This window comes from Thiothrix lacustris DSM 21227 (assembly GCF_000621325.1).
In the GTDB taxonomy this organism is placed as follows: domain Bacteria; phylum Pseudomonadota; class Gammaproteobacteria; order Thiotrichales; family Thiotrichaceae; genus Thiothrix; species Thiothrix lacustris.
Genome location: NZ_JHYQ01000021.1, coordinates 38,152 through 56,565 on the forward strand (window position 1 = coordinate 38,152; position 18,414 = coordinate 56,565).

Genomic DNA, 18,414 nt, shown 5'->3' on the forward strand with positions numbered 1-18,414 from the left:
ATGAGTTGCTATGGGATTCTATTTCGACAAGTTTGAAGAGCGCAAACCTGAGCCGCCGCTGGCATATTCGGCGGTTACGGAGAGCATTTGGCAATTTTTCGCGGTTATCGCCCTGACGTTAGGCGCATGGTATTTGTGGTGGCGCTGGACGGATTCGCTTAACCCAGATGCCTTGTGGTACGCCATTCCTTTGGCGTTTGCGGAAACCGCGTCGTATTTTGGCTTGGGTTTGTTCGTGTTCAACTTGTGGAAAGTGCAGGATTACGAGCAATTGCCACCGCCCGCTAAACTCGACGAGGTGGTGCGCCCCGGTCATGGCGAAGAACGTCCGTTGAAGGTGGATGTGTTTTTCCCCAGCTACAACGAAGACGTGGAACTGGTGCGCCTGAGCATCCGCGATGCCAAAAAAGTGACGTATCCACACGCGATTGACCTGAAAATTTTCGTGCTGGATGATGGCAAACGTCCTGCCATGCGTCAGGTGGCGGAAGAAGAGGGCGTCGGTTACATCACCCGCACCAGCAATATCGGTTTCAAAGCAGGCAATTTGCGCAATGCGATGGAACAGACCCACGGTGATTTTATCGTGATTTGTGACGCGGATACCCGCCCGTTCCCCACTATTCTGGAACACACGCTGGGCTATTTCCGTGACCCGGATGTGGCATGGGTGCAAACCCCGCAATGGTTCTTCGATCTGCCGGAAGGCAAGCGTTTGCCGGATGTTTTGGGTAAATACCTGAAAGCACCGGGGCGTTGGATCGGCAAAGGCGTGGAAGCGGTGATCGGCGAAATGCGCGTTGGCGAAGACCCGTTCGTGAATGAGCCGAAAATGTTTTACGACATTATCCAGCGCCGCCGTAACTGGGCGAATGCGTCGTTTTGTTGTGGGGCTGGTTCGATCCACCGGCGCGAAGCGGTGATGGAAGCCGCGCTCAAAACCTATTCCGACACCATCGAAAAGCAGGTGGGCAAGCAGTCCAAACAGTTGCAGAAATTGATGGGCGGAGAGGCGCTGGATAGCGGTTTGGTGCAGGAAATGCGCCATCAGGTGGCGGGTGAGGAAGAATTTACCCCCTACCGTTTCCACGTTTCCGAAGATATTTATACCTCTATCGTGCTGCATTCGGATGAGGATCGTCATTGGAAATCGGTACTGCACCCGGCCGTCGAGTCCAAAATGTTGTCGCCGCAAGACTTGTTGAGCTGGACGGTGCAACGCTTCAAATACGCAGGCGGCACGCTGGACATCGTGGCGCATGATAATCCGATGACGCGTAAGGGCATGAGTTGGGCGCAACGGTTGATGTATGGGGCAACCGCGTGGTCATACCTTGGCGGTATCTGGAACATGATGTTTCTGGTCGCGCCGTTGATTTACCTGTTTAGTGGCATTGCGCCGGTGAGTGCTTACACTGGGGACTTTTTTCTGCACATCCTGCCGTTCCTGATTGCGATGGAGCTGGCCTTCATGGTCGGGACGTGGGGCGTTGCGGGCTACCGTTCCAAGGCGAGTTACTTGTCGTTTTTCCCGGTTAACTTGCAAGCGATTTGGACGGTATTGAAAGGTGAACAGATCAAATTCCCGGTGACGCCGAAAGACCGGCAAGAGGGCAATTTTTTCCATCTGGTGCTGCCACAATTTGCGGTGATTGTATTGACGGTATTGGGGATTGTTTACGCCAGCGTGCAGTTTTTTGTGCTGGGTAATCATGAGTATTCGATGGGGGGTATTCTGACCAATCTGTTCTGGGGCTTGAATAACATTCTGGCGTTGAGTGGTATTGTGATGGCGGCATTTTGGCAGCCAGATGCGGAAGAAGCCGTTACCGAGGAAGTAGCTCAACCCCAACAGCATAATAATAATGAGGTGACAGTATGAGTTTTAAACAGAGCTTGGTGCGTGCGCGTAGCCATTTGATTTTTTTGACGGGGTTAGTCACCGCGTTTGGTTTGGTTGGCTGGTTGGAAGGGCTTAGTGTCGGCAATGCGAATACGCCTGAGGCGATTATTGAGGCCAATGCGGATGTGAAAATTGCCCCGACGCGTCCGCTGACTGCGCAGGAAATGGCGTGGGCGAAAACGGCGTGGCGTTATTTCCAGAACAATACCATGCCGGAAACCGGGTTGGTGAACTCGGTGGATAAGTATAATGCCTCCACTTTGTGGGATACCTCGTCCTACCTAATGGCGGTGATTGCAGCGCAGCGCTTGGGCATTATTGACCAGAACGAATTCGATACGCGTATTGCCAAGGCGCTGGATTCCCTGACGAAAATGCCGCTGTTTGAAGGCAAACTGCCGAACAAATCCTACAACACGATTTCCCTGCAAATGGTGGATTACACCAATCAGCCGAGTGAAAAGGGGATTGGTTGGTCAGCGATCGACATCGGGCGGGCATTGGTTCCGCTGAATGTGTTGGCGTGGAATTACCCGCAGCATACCGCTTCGGTCAAAAAAGTGATGGAACGTTGGGATACGCAGCCGATGCTGGTGAAAGGTACGTTGCAAGGTGCGGCGGTTACTGCTGCGGGCAAAACCGAATACCTTCAGGAAGGGCGTTTGGGTTATGAGGAATACGCGGCGAAATCCTTCAACCTGATGGGGTTGGATGTGGCTAATGCTTTGCGTTACACCGATTTCCTCACGTTTGTTGATATTGATGGCATTCAGGTGGCAACGGATAGTCGCAGTGCGCAGCAATACGGGGCGCATAACTACGTGGTCAGCGAACCGTACATTCTCGATGGTGTGGAATTCGGCTGGGATCATCTATCGCAGGAATTGGCATGGCGCGTCTACAAGGTGCAGGAAAAACGCTTTGAGGATACTGGCATCCTCACCGCTGTGTCGGAAGACAATATCGATAAGCCGCCGTATTTCGTTTACAACACCGTGTTTACCAATGGCAAAATTTGGAATGCGATCACCGAAAAAGGTGAGGATGCCAGCCAGTTCAAAACCCTGAGTACCAAAGCGGCGTTTGGCTGGCACATGCTTTACGAAACGCCTTACACCCAGAAACTAATGGATAAAGCCGCCACGTTAACTGACCCGGAACGCGGTTGGTATTCCGGGGTGTATGAAGTCAGCGGTGAACCCAATAAGGCGCTGACTGCCAACACCAACGGCATCATTCTGGAGACGTTGGCGTATAAGCAGAGTGGTAAGCTGATGAAATTGGGGAAATAATTAAATTTCCCGATTCAATACCCGTTTGAGTGCTGCCGGATCAAAGTCGGCGGTGACGATGGATTCGCCCAGCGATTTCATCAGGATGAGGCGCAAGGTGCCATCCAGCACTTTTTTGTCTACTGACATATAGCGGGTGAAATCCTCGCCCGTCATCTGTGCGGGCGGGACAACCGGCAAGTTGGCGCGTTGCAGGATGTGGCGCGTGTAAGCCACATCATCCGCCGCCAGCCAACCCATTTGCTGTGACAGTTCCGCCGCCATTACCATGCCAGTAGCGACCGCTTCGCCGTGCAGCCAGTTCCCGTAACCCATTGCCGCTTCAATCGCGTGGCCGAAGGTATGCCCTAAATTGAGCAATGCGCGTTGCCCGGATTCGCGTTCATCCGCCGCTACGACTTCTGCCTTGTGTTCGCAGGAACGGAAAATCGCGTAGGTGAGGGCTTCCGGGTCACGCGCCAGCAGTTTATCCATGTTCGCATCGAGCCATTGCAGGAACGCGGGATCGCGGATCAGGCCATACTTCACCACTTCGGCAATCCCGGCGCTGAGTTCGCGGTCGGGCAGGGTGTTGAGTGTGTCGGTGTCGATCAGCACGCATTGTGGCTGGTGGAATGCGCCGATCATGTTTTTGCCGAGCGGGTGATTCACCCCGGTTTTGCCGCCGACGGATGAGTCGACCATGGCTAGTAAGGTGGTGGGAATCTGGATAAAGTTGATGCCGCGCTGGTAGCTTGCCGCCGCATAGCCTGCCATATCGCCGACGACACCACCACCCAGCGCAATCAACGTGGTTTTGCGGTCAGCTTTGCTTTCCAGCAAGTGGGTGTAAATCTGGTTGAGTACGTCGAGGTTTTTGTATGCTTCGCCATCAGGTAGGGTGACGGTGGAATGTTTCAGGCCGGTCAGCATTTGCTGGACAGCAGTCAGGTAGAGCGGGGCAACGGTGGTGTTGGAAACCACCACGGCACTGTTGCCTTTGATGTGGGGCGTAACCAGTTCGGCCTGTTGCAGCAAGCCTTGCCCGATGTGGATCGGGTAGCTACGCTCGCCAAGCTCAAGATTCAGCGTTTGCATGGGTAACATCCTGTAATTGTTTTAGTTTGGCGTGAATGTCACGCAGGATGACATTCACTTTTTGTTTGCCGGTAGGCATGATCAAATCAGCAACTTCCATGTATAACGGTTCACGGGCTTTGAGTAAGTCCCGCAAGGTTTGCATGGGGTTGGCGGTTTGCATCAAGGGTCGGGTTTTGTCGTGGCGGATGCGCTGAAAAAGCTGTTCAGCCGAGGCACGCAGGTAGATGACCGTGCCACCTGCCTTGATGTGTTCGCGGTTGCTTTCCCGCAAGACACTGCCGCCGCCGGTGGCGATCAGGGTATTGGGTAAAGCGGTTAGCTCGGCAATGACCTGTTCTTCACGCTCACGAAAGCCTGCCTCGCCTTCAACGGCAAAGATGGTTGGAATACTGACGCCTGTGCGTTCTTCGACTACCTTATCGGAGTCGTAAAATGTTAGGTTCAGTCGACGGGCGAGTTGTCGGCCTATGGTGGATTTTCCCGCGCCCATCAAACCCACCAGGATGATGTTATTTTGCATCCCGGATTTATGCCAGTACCGGGCGCGGGAATCAAGCGACTTGTGTGTTTCCCTTAGGATTTACTGTCCACAATCTTGGGCGTGACAAAGATTAACAGCTCATTATTGGTCTTGCTGTTATTGTCTGTACGGAACAGGCGACCCAGGATAGGCACGTCGCCCAGCACGGGGACTTTGCTGGTGCCATTGGTGTTGTATTCTTCATGGACACCGCCCAATACGACTGTTTGACCGTTTTCAACTAGCACTTTGGTCTGGATCTCACGGGTATTGATGCTGGGAACCCCGGAGTATATCGAGCCGACAGTATCTTGGTTGACTTTCAAGTCCATCGAGATGTGCTCATCCGGTGTGATTTGAGGGGTGACTTCCATGCTGAGCACCGCTTTTTTGAAGGCTACGTTGGATGCGCCACTGGAAGATGCTTGCTGGTAGGGCACTTCCACACCTTGTTCAATCAGCGCTTTGGTCTGATTGGAGGTGATTATCCGTGGGCTGGAAATGGTTTCACTTTTGTTTTCTGATTGTGAGGCAGAGAGTTCTAGATCGACGAGGAAGTCTTTGCTGAGAATCGAGAAGCCATAGCTGCCGATAGCACCGGTCACCGGTAAGTTGACGCTGAGGCGGTCACTGAGGCTTGGGATGGTCACGCTACTAGTACCCGTGGTATCTGCTAAGGCTTGGGTGGCGCTTTCCCAGTATTCGTCGGTGCCTGTGCCGAGCGTGCCTGTACCAATGCCTATACTGTCTTGGTTAATCCAGGTTGGGGTGATGCCAAAGCGTGCACCGAGTTCCTTGCCGAAGGAGTCGCTGGCAATGACGATGCGTGATTCGATTAGCACTTGCGCAACAGGGACATCTAATGCCTTGATTAATTCGCGAATGGATTTAACTTGTGCAGCGGTGTCTTGTACTAAGAGTGTGTTGGTGCGCTCATCTACCGATGCTTTGCCACGGGGGGAGAGCAGGGATTTTTTGTCTTCGCCACTGTTGGATTTTTCAATCAATGTCAGCATGTCGGCAGCTTTGGCGAAGTTGATGGCGATATATTCCGTTACCAACGGTTCCAATTCTTGTTTGGCTTTGATGGATTCTAGCTCTTGCTGTTCCTTGGCATTGAGTTCTGCGGCAGGTGCTACCCAAATGACGTTGCCATTTTCACGCATGTCTAGGTTTTTGGATTCAAGTACGATATCTAACGCTTGATCCCACGGTACATCTTTGAGGCGCACGGTGATGTTGCCTGTAACGGTGTCGCTGACCACGATATTTTTATCGGTGAAGTCGGCGAGTAGTTGTAATACAGCTCGAACTTCAATGTCTTGGAAGTTGAGTGATAATTTCTCACCCGTAAAGTTTTTCTTTTTCTTAGCACCTACCAATTTCTCTTCTGGGATAGCTTTAAGTTTATCAACTTGGATAGTGTATTCAGTGCCATTACGCTTGGTGCTGTATTCAAAGCCTTCATGGGCAGTAATGCGAATGCGAGCATTTCCACTGCGTTGTGCAATATCAATGTTGCTGACTGGCGTGCCAAAATCTGTGACATCCATGCGCTTTTGCAGGTTGGTTGGGACGTCTGTGTCTGCGAGTGTAATGGTGATGGTATTCCCACTTTTATCCTCCTTAATGTCCGTATCGGCTGACGATAGATTGATAATAATGCGCCCGCCGCCATCTGATTCGCGGCGGAAGTCTACGGATTGTAAAAGTGGCGCAGCATTAACGATGGGTTGAGGTGGCGGTGGTGCGATGGTTTGCTTTTCTGCCGGGGGAGCTGTGTACTGAGCTGCGATTGGTTTGGGTGCTACAACAGGGGCTACAGCAGGCGCTGCTGTTGGTGTGACGGCAGCAGGTTGTGTCACAACAGGTGCTGCTGTACTGCCGGGTGGTGTATACCATGCGTAATCTTTTGGTAAGGCACTAGGTAGCGGTAATTCTGGTAATGACACGGGCGCGGTGTTGGTGGAATGCTCGTTATTCCAGCTGGGTTGTGAGTCAGCCGCAAGGCTTTTTGCTGCCGGTGTTGCTAGCTTGTCTGGTGCAGCTTTACCACTGCGTTGCACGCCAATGTTAGGTGCTGCTGAGTTCTTTGGATTGTCAAACAGCATGACAACCGTATTGCCACGTGATTCGACTGTGTGGTCGACTAAACCATTTAAGTGGACAACAACACGCGCTTTACCTTTGTTGTTGGCAGCGTCAATGGTTTGGATTTGTCCTAGGTTAATGGCTTTGCTACGGCTATTCGTGCCAACTTCGGTAGCGGGAAAGTCGAACACTAAGCGTGAAGGGTTTTCCATCATGAAGCCTTTGGGTAAGGCAACCGGAGAGCTGAACTGCAACTGGACTTCTGTTTTGTTGCCAGCAATTTGGGCAGATATGTTTTGTAGCTGTGCGTCGGCTGCCCACACCAAGCTACTGGCTGGTGTACAGGCCATGAGAATTGCCAAAGCAACACTTTGCTTTATTGTTTTCATTTTGTTGCTAGTCCTGTTTGTTATTTTTTTACATCTTTTAGGTCAGAGAGAGCAATGGCACTTTCCCGTTCTTTGAAACCGCCGAAACCGTTTTCGACAATTTCTTGTACAGTTATATTGGTTTCTTCGACTTTGCTGATTTTACCGTGGTTTTTGCCAAGGTAATTGCCTGCGCGTGCTCGGTGGACAGCGCCATCGGGTATGCGTATTAGCGCCCACAGTGAGTTGTTTTGGTTGATGGTGCCTACCATGCGTAAACTGTCCAACGGAAAGCTTTCCAGAAACTCAGGAACGTGATTCGGATCGGGCATGATCGTGCTGCCAGTGTCTGCTTTGACGTCTGGTGCGAGTATTTTTGAGTCAAACGGATCCATTTCATGCCCAGGGTAGATGAAACGCACGTAGGGCTTGACTTCAGGAATAGGGTCAATGGGCGATGCCGGTTTCGCTTTGACTGTTTGTGTATATTGTTCTAGGTCGCTCATGTCGCTATTGCAGGCACTTAGTAACAGGAGTGTGCTTAAACTGGCGACTAATCTCAGGGCGTGCTTCATCCTTTACCCCCTGTTTTGCTGGCGCTGTTGTTGGTGGCTGTATCGTTGTTGCTATCTTCTAAATAGCGATAGGTTTTCAGGATGGCTTCCATACGCAAGCGGCCTGTTTTTTCTTCAGGTTTTAGGTCAATATTGTTGATGGTAACAATTCTAGGTAGGCCTGAAATGTCACTGACAAACGTTGCTAGTTCACGATACGAGCCTTTGGCGATGATCTTGATGGGCTTTTCTGCATAAAATTCCATTTGTACTTCATTTTGAGGTTCAAACAGTTCTAGGGCTAAGCCGTTGGATAAGCCTTTTTCAGAAATATCCAGAATCAATCCCGGAATTTCTGTATCAGAAGGAAGCTGGCGCAATAGAATGCTGAAAGAACGCTGCATGTCTGCTAGTTGTGCTTGGTACTGTGGCAGTTGGCTAGCACGTTTTTGCTTCACTTCAAGATCACTACGGAGCTGTTGCTCTTTGGCTTCAACGCCCGCGAGTGCATCAAGCTCATCAATAATAATGAGTTGATAACCTAGGAGTAGAATGATGATCAGAATAGCGGTTAATGCTATTGATTTGATCGACCAAGACACACTGCCTGGATCATCGACTAGGTTATTAAGTTCGTGCAGATTCATGAGCCACCCCCCGATTTTTCCGGTGTTTTGATCTGATCGGTTGTTGCTTCGCCATCTTTGCCTTGGCGTAGCAGCTGGGTGACATCTAGCTTGAAATCTCTTAAAAGAATGTCGGCGTTTTTCTCATCCGGTTTGGTGGAAATGATGTTCAAGTTAGATGAGCTTAACCATGGGGAGGCATCCAGTCGGTTCATATAACTGGAAACCCTTGCATAGGATTCGGCTTTGCCTTCAAGTTGCACTTTGGTATTTTCTTGCCTTAGAGAAAGTAAATACATGCCTTTGGGGAGTGCATTTACCATTTCATCCAATAGGTGGACAATAGCAGGGCGTGTGCTTTGTAAATCCTCGATAACCTGCATCCTATCAAGCAGTGCTTGGCGAGTGGCATCGAGTTGTTCAATTTCCTTGATCTGCTTTTCTAGTGCCTCAATTTCGGTGGTGAGAAATTGATTGCGTTGTTCCTGGTATTCGATGGATGACTGCATGTACTGATGTGCACCAAAGACACAAGCAGCGGCGAAGGCGGCACTCGTGCCCACTAAGAGGAAAAACTGTTTCTTTTTTTCCTCTCGGGCTTTTTCTCGCCATGCGAGAAGGTTTAAGCCTGCCATTACTCTAGTCCTCGCAGTGATAAGCCAGCCGCAATCAATAACGCTTGCATGTCGTTAGTGAATCTAACCGGGCTGACGCGTGAGCCAAGGGCCACTTGTGTGAAGGGGTTTATTACCCGAACGGGAATGCCGATGGTGGACTGGATTTGTTCATCTACTCCGGGAATACGTGCACAACCACCACAAATAAGAATTTGTGACACGCTATCCTTTTGACTTGAAGCGTAATAAAACTGGAGGAAACGATGCAGTTGACGCACCATGCTGTCTTTAAAAGGTTCCAGTACTTCTGAAACGTAGTTTTCCGGCAGATTGCCTTCTTTTTTTGCTAGACCCGCTTCCTGCCAAGTTAGGCCATAGCGGTGCATAATTTCTTCGGTTAATTGGCGACCACCAAATACTTGTTCACGGGAAAAAGTTAAGCGACTTTGCTCGAACACGCTAATGCCCGTCATGGTCGCGCCAAAATCGACGATAGCGAGTGAGTCATGTTGGCTTAACTCACCGGTTAGGTGACGTAATACCTTTTCCAGCGCATGGGTTTCTGTGTCTACAATGTCCACAGTTAGCCCGGCCATTTCAGCGGCTGCGACGCGAACTTCGACATTTTCTGAGCGAGTCGCGGCGAGAAGCACATCCACTGATTCGGGCGCATTTGCAGAGGGTCCAAGAATTTCAAAGTCGTAATTAACTTCGTTCATTGGATAAGGAATGTGTTGCTCTGCTTCCATCGACATCTGTGCTTCTAGCTCAGCTTGCGGGATGCTGGCAGGCATTTGGATGATTTTGCTGATTGCCATGGAGGTTGGAATGGCAAGGGCACAATGTTTTAGTTTGGAACGGCTATCCCGTAGGGCACGACGAATAGCTTCGCCAACCGGTTCCGGTTCTACGATGTCTTTTTCATTAGCCACTCCTTCTGGTAAAGGAGCAACGGCGTAGCTTTCGATCCGGTAATCGCGCCCTCTACGGGTCATTTCCACCAATTTGATGGCAGAAGAGCTGATGTCCAGGCCGAGTAGGCTTTCTTTACGAGGATATATTGAAAACACAGGCAATTCCGGGGTTATTGTTATTATTAAACGTTATTATTCATATCTTTTAATTATTTTCAGGTCAATGGTAGCGTCGAATCTCAAAATAGTCTACTCTGCCCGTCTTGGGTGGCGTGCTTTCAGATAAACGGGAGCCGTGCGTAAATGAATAAAAGTCCAATATAGTCATGCGGTTCATCTATAAGTTTTTTCAGCTTGTTTTAGGCGGTTTTTTTGCGCTTCTCACCTTGGGAGCTTTGGGTTTGTTCGCCCTTTATTCCCATTATGCTCCTCAGTTACCTGATGAAGCGGAATTGCGTAAAATTGATATTCAGGTACCGTTGCGTATTTATACACGTGATGGTGAGTTGTTGGCGGAGTACGGTGAGCGACGCAGCCGTCCCGTTACCTTGTCTGCCGTTCCGCGCAATTTGACGCAGGCTTTCATCGACATTGAAGATGCCCGTTTTTACGAGCACCAAGGTGTCGATATCAAAGGTGTATTGCGTGCATTGCGTAATGTCGTGTCGACCGGATCAGCCAGTCAGGGCGCTAGTACCATCACGATGCAGTTGGCTCGAAATTCCTTTCTTGATTCAGGTAAAAACCTTGAGCGAAAGTTCAAGGAAACCTTGCTAGCCATTAAAATGGAGCAAAATCTCACTAAAGATCAAATTCTTGAGTTGTATTTGAACAAGATTTATCTGGGTAATCGAGCCTATGGGATTGCTTCTGCGGCTGAAACTTACTACGGCAAAAGCTTGAGTGAATTAACCTTGGCTCAGTGTGCGATGATTGCTGGTTTGCCTAAAGCGCCTTCGCGTTACAATCCTTTAGCTAATCCTGAGCGTGCGATGATTCGCCGCAACTACATCCTCAAGCGCATGTTGGAGTTGGGACATATCTCCCAACTGGATTATCAAACAGCGCTAAATGAACCCAATACTGCTGAAAAACACAAGACTGAACTTGATGCTAATGCCCCTTATCTGGCGGAAATGGTGCGGGCAGATATCGTTAAGCGTTTCGGCGCAGATAACGCTTATACAGAGGGCTACCATGTTTACACTACGTTGGATTCGGAAAAGCAAGTAGAAGCGGCTGAGTCTTTGCGTAAAGCCCTGATGGCCTATGATCATCGGCATGGGTATCGTGGTGCTGAAGATAAGGTTGATCTCGGTGATTTGAAAACCGAAGATGATATGCTTGATAAGCTCTCTACCTATCCTGTGTTTGGGGATTTATTTCCAGCCTTAGTCTTGAGTGCTAACAGTAGTGTTGCAGAGTTATTGGTTGGCGAAACACGTGTGACCTTGGATCTTGATGCTGTTAAGTGGGCGCGTGAATTCAAGACTGAAGATCGGCGTGGTTCAGCACCGAAGCGCGTCAGTGATGTATTGAAAGCAGGGGATATTGTACGTTTACGGCAGACGGATAAGGAAAAAAATACATGGACATTGGCACAAGTACCAACGGTCGGTGGTGCGTTAGTATCGCTTGATCCCAGTGATGGCGCGGTGCGTGCGGTGATGGGTGGGTTTGATTTCTACCATTCTAAGTTTAACCGAGCTACGCAGGCAGTGCGCCAGCCGGGTTCCAGTTTTAAGCCCATTATTTATGCTGCTGCTTTGTCCAAAGGCTTTACGCCTGCCAGTGTTGTGAATGATGCCCCCTTGGATATTCCCGGTAGTACGTGGAAGCCTTCAAATTTTGGTGGCAGATATATTGGCCCTACTACCTTACGCGAGGCGTTGGCCAAATCCCGCAATCTGGTCTCTATTCGCTTGTTGCGCAGTATTGGTGTGAATTATGCAATTGATTTTGCTACTCGATTTGGATTTCCCAAAGAAAATTTACCACCCAATCTGACACTGGCTTTGGGCACGGCAATGACAACACCCATGGAAATGGCAACTGCTTATTCAGCTTTTGCAAATGGTGGATACAAAATTAATTCCTATTTTATTACCCGCATTGAAGACCGTGATCATCGCGTATTATTTAAAGAGACATCCCCTCGGATTTGTGAAAGTGAGTCTGATGTCTGCGTTATCAAGCCAGAAGCAGATGCTAAAAAAGCCAGTGATAAGCCAGTAGATGACACTAAACCAGAGCCTAGTAAGAAGGATGTCTCTGGCAAACCTATTTGGGAAACGGCGGCAGTTGAGCATCCAAAGATCGGTGAAGAGGGTGTATACCCAGCCGCTAAACGAATCATGGACAGTCGTACTCATTATCAAATTGTTAGCATGATGCAGGGTGTTACACAGTTTGGTACGGCAGCACGTGCGGGGCGTGCGTTGAATCGTAAAGACATTGCCGGAAAAACAGGTACGACGAATGATCAAAAAGACGCTTGGTTTTGTGGTTTTACGCCTGAAGTTGTGACGATTGCTTGGGTCGGTTTTGACAATATGGCGAAGCTTGGTGAAGGTGAAACCGCCACTAATGTGGCATTGCCGATGTGGATTGACTTCATGCACCGTGTGTTGAAGGGTGAGCCTTCTAAAGAATGGGAAAAACCCGTTAATATCAAGGAAGCTGATTTAGGATTAGGGGTTGAGAGTAAGCCTAAATCTTCTCGTCAGAAATCAACTTCTTCTAATAAGAAAACCACTCCGAGTAATGGGTTCCAGTATAAAAATGAGCGTGATATTGCTCCTCGTCAAGTGAGGCGCCCTAATGTGCCTGCTGCACAGCGCCCTCCTGAGCGAGTGGAAATTCCTGAGCAGCTTTTCTAATGCGAACTAGTCGGGATGAATTGCGCCATTTGGTGGCAGATGAGGCGGCTCGCTTGATTTATGACGATGGTATGCGTGATTATCGTCTGGCAAAATTACGGGCAGCAGAAAACTTGGGAGTGAGAATGCAGGGTAGTGCCCAGCCCACCAATGAGGAGGTTGAGGAGGCTATCCACCAGCGCATTCAGTTGTTCGATGCTGATACCCACCCTAGTTTGCTACGTCATCATCGTGAAGTGGCACTTGAGGCGATGGATTTTTTGCAAGCCTATCGTCCCTACCTGACTGGAGCCGCTTTAGAGGGAACATCCAGCCCGCATTCTGCTGTTACCTTGTATTTGGGTGCGGATAGTGTGGAAGAGGTGATGTTTTTCCTAGAGGATCAACATATCCCGTTTCAGATCCATGAGCGCCGCACCCGCTTAGGTAGTAAAAAACAAGATTATTTCCCTTTGTTACGCTTCTATGTTGATGATGTGGAAGTGGAGCTGATGGTATTCCCTCAGGACGACCGATTTGCAGGTGCGCCAATCAGTCCGATTACCGGGAAGGCGATGAAGCGAGCGGATCGGAAAAAAGTAGCGGTGTTGTTAGGCTAATGACGGATCATCGTACCTATTTGCTGGAAATTTATGCTGCTGGGCTTGCCGCCGTTAATGGTGAGCAGGCTGTTTACCGTGCCTTACTGGCCAGAGGCAAACGTGAGTCTGGTCATGTTGTCGCGATTGGTAAGGCTGCCGATGCTATGTTCAGCGGCGCAGCCCGTTATCTGAAGGGTAATCTGCAAAGCGGTTTGGTGATTACCAAGCATGGCCATGCCTCCTCGCTTGTAAGGGATAACGTACAGGTTATTGAATCTGCCCATCCGATCCCTGACGAGTCCTCTCTGCAAGCCGGTGAAGCCTTGATGGCTTACTTACAAAACCTGCCTGAAGACGCATCCGTTCTGTTTCTGATTTCTGGTGGAGCATCGAGTTTAGTGGAAGTGCTGGATGAGGGGTGGAACTTGCCTCGTTTGCAGCAAGCGACCCACGACATGCTGGCGAATGGTGCTGTCATCAGTGAGATTAATGCCATGCGTCGCACGCTCTCTTTGATTAAGGGCGGTAAGCTGTGGCAATACCTTGGGAAGCGTTCAGTACGTTGCTTGCTGATGTCCGATGTGCCCGATGATGATCCGGCAGTGATTGGTTCTGGGTTATTGTTTCCTGCACCAAACCCCGATTTTGACTGGGAAATAGTGGCTAGCAATCAGCAAATGCTGACAGCAATAGCGACTGATTACCCTGTGCATATCATGCCCGATTTTTTGGAAGGGGATGCGGAGGTTGTTGCCCATCTTTGTGTGGAACACTTACGCAATAGTGAGCCTGGGCTCTATGCGTGGGGAGCTGAAACGACGCTGGAACTGCCTCTCAATCCGGGATATGGAGGGCGCAATCAACACCTTGCTTTAACTGCCGCGCTGTATTTGCGTTCTGATGACAATATTTTATTGTTGGTAGCGGGTACGGATGGGACAGATGGTGTCACAACAGATACCGGGGCAATAGTCGATAAGAACAGCGTACAACGTGGAAAATATCATCAACTGGATCCATTGGTTTGTTTGCAAACAGCTGATGCGGGTACATTCCTTGCGGCTAGTGGTGATTGTATTCATACAGGGCCCACGGGTACAAATGTGATGGATATGATTCTGGGTTTGAAATTGTCATGAAAAATCTTTACGCGGCAGCGTATGCTTGTCTGATGGAAACTGACCTTGAGCAAAAGCTTTTGAGTGTTCACCAACTCTATGTTGATTGGCAGGCCGGTGCTTTATTACGTGAAAATCGGCCAGATGTTCCCGTATTAGCGATTTTAGTGCCGGGGCGTCCAGCTAAGCCGGAACTTGTTCATCCCAAACAGGTCAAACAACGTAAGCTGACTACTCCAGAAGGGCAGAAGGCTTTGTTACATGCTGTGGCACATATTGAATTTAATGCAATCAACTTAGCGTTAGATGCTGCTTATCGTTTTCGTGATTTGCCTGACGCTTATTATGGTGACTGGTTACAGGTGGCGTCGGAAGAAGCTTATCATTTCAGTTTATTGCGTGAGCGATTGCAGGATTTTAATTGTGCTTACGGTGACTTGCCAGCACACAACGGTTTGTGGGAGCAGGCGTGTAAAACGGATCATGATGCATTAGTACGTATGGCATTAGTTCCTCGTGTGCTGGAAGCACGAGGCTTGGATGTGACGCCGGGGATGATGCAGCGCTTACGTGAGGTGGGGGATGAGTCGACCATTGCCATTTTAGAAATCATTCTGCGGGATGAGATCGGGCATGTTCGGATTGGTTCTCACTGGTTTCGCTATTGTTGTGAGCAACGAGCGCTAGAACCAGAGGCCACTTTTCGGAAGTTAATACGTGAAGTATTACAGGCGCCATTACGTGGCCCATTTTATACAGAAGCACGTTTACAGGCCGGGTTCAGTGCTAATGAATTAGAACAGTTACAGGCAATGGAATAGCTGTAAAGAAAGCCGTTTATCGGATGCAATAGCCATTGCTTGAATGGTGGCAAGCATTTTCTAAGGTTTTCCGGCAGAATCTACTCTATTAGCCTAGATTAATAGGCGGCTTATTCAATGAGTGTCTTGTCATTATGAAAAAAACAGATCAAACACTATGGGCAGTGTTTTTTGCCAGCAGTTTGCTGTGCATTCCCGTTAGCTCTTATGCTGGCGATGTCTCAAGTACATCATGCATGGGGAGTAGTGCAAAAGTACTTAACAAAAATGCCGAGCCTTATAAGGTGGCTATCTCGCAAGCAGCTAAACGTTATGATGTTAGCCCATCACTGATCAAAGCTGTCATAGCATCCGGTAGTTGTTTTAATGCTGTTCAGGTTTCCCCCAATGGGTCTGTTGGTTTGATGCAACTTAGGGCTGATACTGCTAAGCGTTTTGGTGCGTTAGAGGTATTGAATCCTGAAGCAAATATTGATGCTGGAACCCGCTATCTGAGTTATTTATTGAAGCGCTATCAGGGAAGTTTGGCTGAAGTGTTCGCTGCTTATGTTAGTGATGGTGGTAGGGTTGGGGAAGAAGTGGCAAAACAAGTGCCATTGAGTGATATTCGTGACTCAGTCAATCAATTGCTCAGCACTTTACTCAAACTGGAAAATAATAAAAAAACGAATCGTCAGGCACTAGCCTTATTGAAGACGTGGGGTAAAGAGGAGAAAGCCTATTTCTCAGCATTATCCGAATTACCCAAGCCGGATGAGAAAGCCGCTAAAACTTGGTTTCAATCACGTGTAGCCAGTGTTCACTATCCTCGTACCCCAGAGGCTAGAGGATGTGGTGGATTTGGCGTGAAAACCTTGCAAGGCAAGGCAGCACCGTATGAAAAAATTATTCAGTCAGCGGCAAAGCGCTATAGTGTTAACCCTGCTTTGGTGAAGTCAGTTATCGCCGCAGAAAGTTGTTATCGTGAAATGGTGGTTTCTCATAAAGGCGCGTCTGGTTTAATGCAGCTTATGCCTGAAACGGCTGCTGAGTTGGGTGTGATGGATATCTTTGACCCAAGTGAAAATATCAATGCAGGTACTCGTTATCTAAGTTGGTTGCTAAAGCGTTATAACGGAAGTCCTACTCATGCTATTGCCGCTTATAATGCTGGTGCTGGCAGGATAGAGCAAGGTCAACCTGTGACAATAACGTTTAAAGAAACCCGTGGGTATATCAGAACTGTTCTAACTAATCTGACTAAGTTGGAACAGGGTAAAAACTCCATCGCCAATGCTCAATTATTATTAGCTGATTGGCAGCAAGCCGAGCTGGCGTATCAGGCTGCTTTACGTGGTGAAACTCTCGCTGTTGCTGAGCCACCTGCTGAGGCAGAAATTGAAGGGACAGGAACCTTGATGGATGGACAAGTATTGAATCAAGGTGTGACTACTGGCATGGTTTTACCCGCAGAGTCAGAATCGCTTGCTAAGAATTTGGCATTCCAACGCAATGAGAAAACTCCATTGGCTTCTGCTCAGGTTGCTGAACAACTTGACCCCAATGTACATCTGATTTCTTCTATTAATCAGGATATTGTGCGAGTAAAACGCATTAGTGCGACGACTATTGAAGAACCAGTAGTGGCGCCAGCAGAACCTTTGGTCACAGAGGCACCTGCTTTGATCGTAGAAGAACCAGCTTCAGCCCCTGTTGTTCCCGAACCCGAGGTTCAACAAAATGGTTTGATAAGTTGTGCCAGCTTGCCATCGTCTGTTATTGCGCAGACTGCTGAGCGTGGTAGTGGTCGTTATGGTGCATTTTTCTACTTCCCACAAGCCGGTGATACGATTGAGCTGGTTGCAAGTAAATTAGGCATTCACCCCCAAGATTTACTGTCGCTCAACCATATACGCTTAGATACAGTGCTTGTACCGGGACGCGATTTGAAAGTGGCGGAGTGTGCTCGACCCTGATTGCGAGCGTATGTGAAATTTTCAGTGTGTTGCTTCATGTTTTGGTAGAATGCTTTCATGGAAGAAAGTTTATCGTTTGTTGTCACACTTGAAGGTGGTGCGCCTTCTGTTCAGCTTGTTGTGCTTGAAGGTTACAGCCACCCCGATCGTATCATGGAAATCCCGTTTGGATTGCTGGATTTCCGTGCGCTTGTGCGTAGTGCCCAGTCTGGTGGTGACTATTGGATTGTAAATACCACGCCTGATTTGCCTGAGTTTCAAGTGGAATCTGCTATTTTTGTGCGTCATCACGACGGCAAAATTCTTTGGGATATCGTGTTTGAACACTATGAGCCTTTCCTTGATATTGAGCTTGCCGAGGATGAGGAAGAAGATGTACTCGAGGATTTTGATGAAAATGTCATCACATTGAGTTTTGACCCTTTTCAGTACGCCAGTGCCTTGTATCAGTTTTGTCAGCTTTATCCGCAATTCAAACCCATTACCTTTTTGCCAAAATCTGCTGATGAGAATCTGAGGCTTGAGCAGTTTCTTCCACAGCTACACATCCTGTGGAGACGTTATGGTGAGAGAAGTGGTTTAGTTAGCCCGGATGGCTTATTGATCAGTGAATCAGATGTCTTTGCAAAACATGCTGAAGAGCAGTGGACAGATGAGGTATTACGCGCTTTATTGGAAATGCGTTTTGGTCGGATTCTTGGCAATATTGATGATTATTTAAGTTCCTTGCCAGCGGATGTATTGGCTAAGTTAGAAGCTGACAGTGCTAGCATCGAGCTTGCCTTGAATGAGCGTTGGGAAAAATTGGTTAATTCCCTAACGGAAGAAGAAGCCGAAGCGTTGGAAAATGATCAAAGTCAGAGCAAGTTTCCTAACAGTTTGAAATTGCGTCTGATGCGTGAGTTTTTGGCTGGAAATCCATCCGTATTGTTGGGACATGCCCATGTCGTCGGTAAAGATAATCATACACCCGACAAAGTTATCAGCTTGGAATCCTGGAAAAAAGAGAAAGATTCTGCGCTCGGCTCACAAAACTCCACACATGAAGATTGAATTGATCAAGTCTATCCAGTGACTATCTCTCGATAGTCACTG

The 18,414-nt window shown here is 48.7% G+C and carries 15 protein-coding genes; 8 read left to right on the forward strand and 7 right to left on the reverse strand.

Going from position 1 to position 18,414, the window contains the following annotated elements; genetic code table 11:
• The first annotated feature begins 10 nt into the window (after window positions 1–10).
• Together Q394_RS0111230 and Q394_RS0111235 are read left to right on the forward strand one after the other, a co-directional pair.
• Entirely contained in the window at window positions 11–1,882 is a 1,872-nt protein-coding gene (locus tag Q394_RS0111230; protein ID WP_028489370.1) for a glycosyltransferase, read from the forward strand.
• Entirely contained in the window at window positions 1,879–3,195 is a 1,317-nt protein-coding gene (locus Q394_RS0111235; RefSeq protein WP_028489371.1) for a DUF3131 domain-containing protein, read from the forward strand. The genes Q394_RS0111230 and Q394_RS0111235 overlap by 4 nt, the downstream gene beginning before the upstream one ends.
• Here Q394_RS0111235 and aroB read toward each other — a convergent pair whose 3' ends face one another.
• From aroB to Q394_RS0111270, 7 genes are read right to left on the reverse strand one after another with little or no spacing between them, the layout of a single operon-like run.
• Window positions 3,196–4,272, reverse strand: a complete 1,077-nt coding sequence (gene aroB, locus Q394_RS0111240) for a 3-dehydroquinate synthase (protein WP_028489372.1) — start codon at window positions 4,270–4,272, stop codon at window positions 3,196–3,198.
• The gene (locus Q394_RS0111245) at window positions 4,253–4,795 is read right to left on the reverse strand and encodes a shikimate kinase (protein ID WP_028489373.1); all 543 of its coding nucleotides are present in this window, start codon (window positions 4,793–4,795) and stop codon (window positions 4,253–4,255) included. Before Q394_RS0111245 ends, aroB begins: the two co-directional genes overlap by 20 nt.
• Window positions 4,796–4,848: 53 nt before the next feature.
• Window positions 4,849–7,275 (reverse strand): type IV pilus secretin PilQ, encoded by a 2,427-nt coding sequence (locus tag Q394_RS0111250; protein WP_028489374.1) that lies wholly within the window; start codon window positions 7,273–7,275, stop codon window positions 4,849–4,851.
• 20 nt (window positions 7,276–7,295) lie between these two features.
• Window positions 7,296–7,829 carry a pilus assembly protein PilP gene (locus Q394_RS0111255; RefSeq protein WP_028489375.1) on the reverse strand — a complete coding sequence of 178 codons (534 nt, stop codon included), beginning with the start codon at window positions 7,827–7,829 and terminating at the stop codon, window positions 7,296–7,298.
• On the reverse strand, window positions 7,826–8,455 hold the full coding sequence (locus Q394_RS20000) for a type IV pilus inner membrane component PilO (protein ID WP_051543320.1): 630 nt from the start codon (window positions 8,453–8,455) through the stop codon (window positions 7,826–7,828). Before Q394_RS20000 ends, Q394_RS0111255 begins: the two co-directional genes overlap by 4 nt.
• Complete coding sequence (locus Q394_RS20005; RefSeq protein ID WP_051543322.1) at window positions 8,452–9,069, reverse strand: PilN domain-containing protein; 618 nt, start codon at window positions 9,067–9,069, stop codon at window positions 8,452–8,454. The genes Q394_RS20000 and Q394_RS20005 overlap by 4 nt, the downstream gene beginning before the upstream one ends.
• Complete coding sequence (locus Q394_RS0111270; protein WP_028489376.1) at window positions 9,069–10,121, reverse strand: pilus assembly protein PilM; 1,053 nt, start codon at window positions 10,119–10,121, stop codon at window positions 9,069–9,071. The genes Q394_RS20005 and Q394_RS0111270 overlap by 1 nt, the downstream gene beginning before the upstream one ends.
• A 170-nt stretch (window positions 10,122–10,291) precedes the next feature.
• Here Q394_RS0111270 and Q394_RS0111275 point away from each other — a divergent pair, with 170 nt between their 5' ends.
• The 6 genes from Q394_RS0111275 to Q394_RS0111300 all read left to right on the forward strand — a co-directional run bounded on the left by Q394_RS0111275 (window position 10,292) and on the right by Q394_RS0111300 (window position 18,372).
• Window positions 10,292–12,844 (forward strand): penicillin-binding protein 1A, encoded by a 2,553-nt coding sequence (locus Q394_RS0111275; protein ID WP_028489377.1) that lies wholly within the window; start codon window positions 10,292–10,294, stop codon window positions 12,842–12,844.
• Complete coding sequence (locus Q394_RS0111280) at window positions 12,844–13,443, forward strand: hypothetical protein (protein ID WP_028489378.1); 600 nt, start codon at window positions 12,844–12,846, stop codon at window positions 13,441–13,443. The genes Q394_RS0111275 and Q394_RS0111280 overlap by 1 nt, the downstream gene beginning before the upstream one ends.
• On the forward strand, window positions 13,443–14,564 hold the full coding sequence (locus Q394_RS0111285) for a glycerate kinase type-2 family protein (protein ID WP_028489379.1): 1,122 nt from the start codon (window positions 13,443–13,445) through the stop codon (window positions 14,562–14,564). The genes Q394_RS0111280 and Q394_RS0111285 overlap by 1 nt, the downstream gene beginning before the upstream one ends.
• Entirely contained in the window at window positions 14,561–15,364 is an 804-nt protein-coding gene (locus tag Q394_RS0111290) for a ferritin-like domain-containing protein (RefSeq protein WP_028489380.1), read from the forward strand. Before Q394_RS0111285 ends, Q394_RS0111290 begins: the two co-directional genes overlap by 4 nt.
• A 134-nt stretch (window positions 15,365–15,498) precedes the next feature.
• Window positions 15,499–17,319: a transglycosylase SLT domain-containing protein gene (locus tag Q394_RS21500; RefSeq protein WP_051543324.1), complete on the forward strand. Its 1,821-nt coding sequence runs from the start codon at window positions 15,499–15,501 to the stop codon at window positions 17,317–17,319.
• Window positions 17,320–17,376: 57 nt separating this feature from the next.
• On the forward strand, window positions 17,377–18,372 hold the full coding sequence (locus Q394_RS0111300) for a hypothetical protein (protein ID WP_028489381.1): 996 nt from the start codon (window positions 17,377–17,379) through the stop codon (window positions 18,370–18,372).
• The last annotated feature ends 42 nt before the right edge of the window (window positions 18,373–18,414 follow it).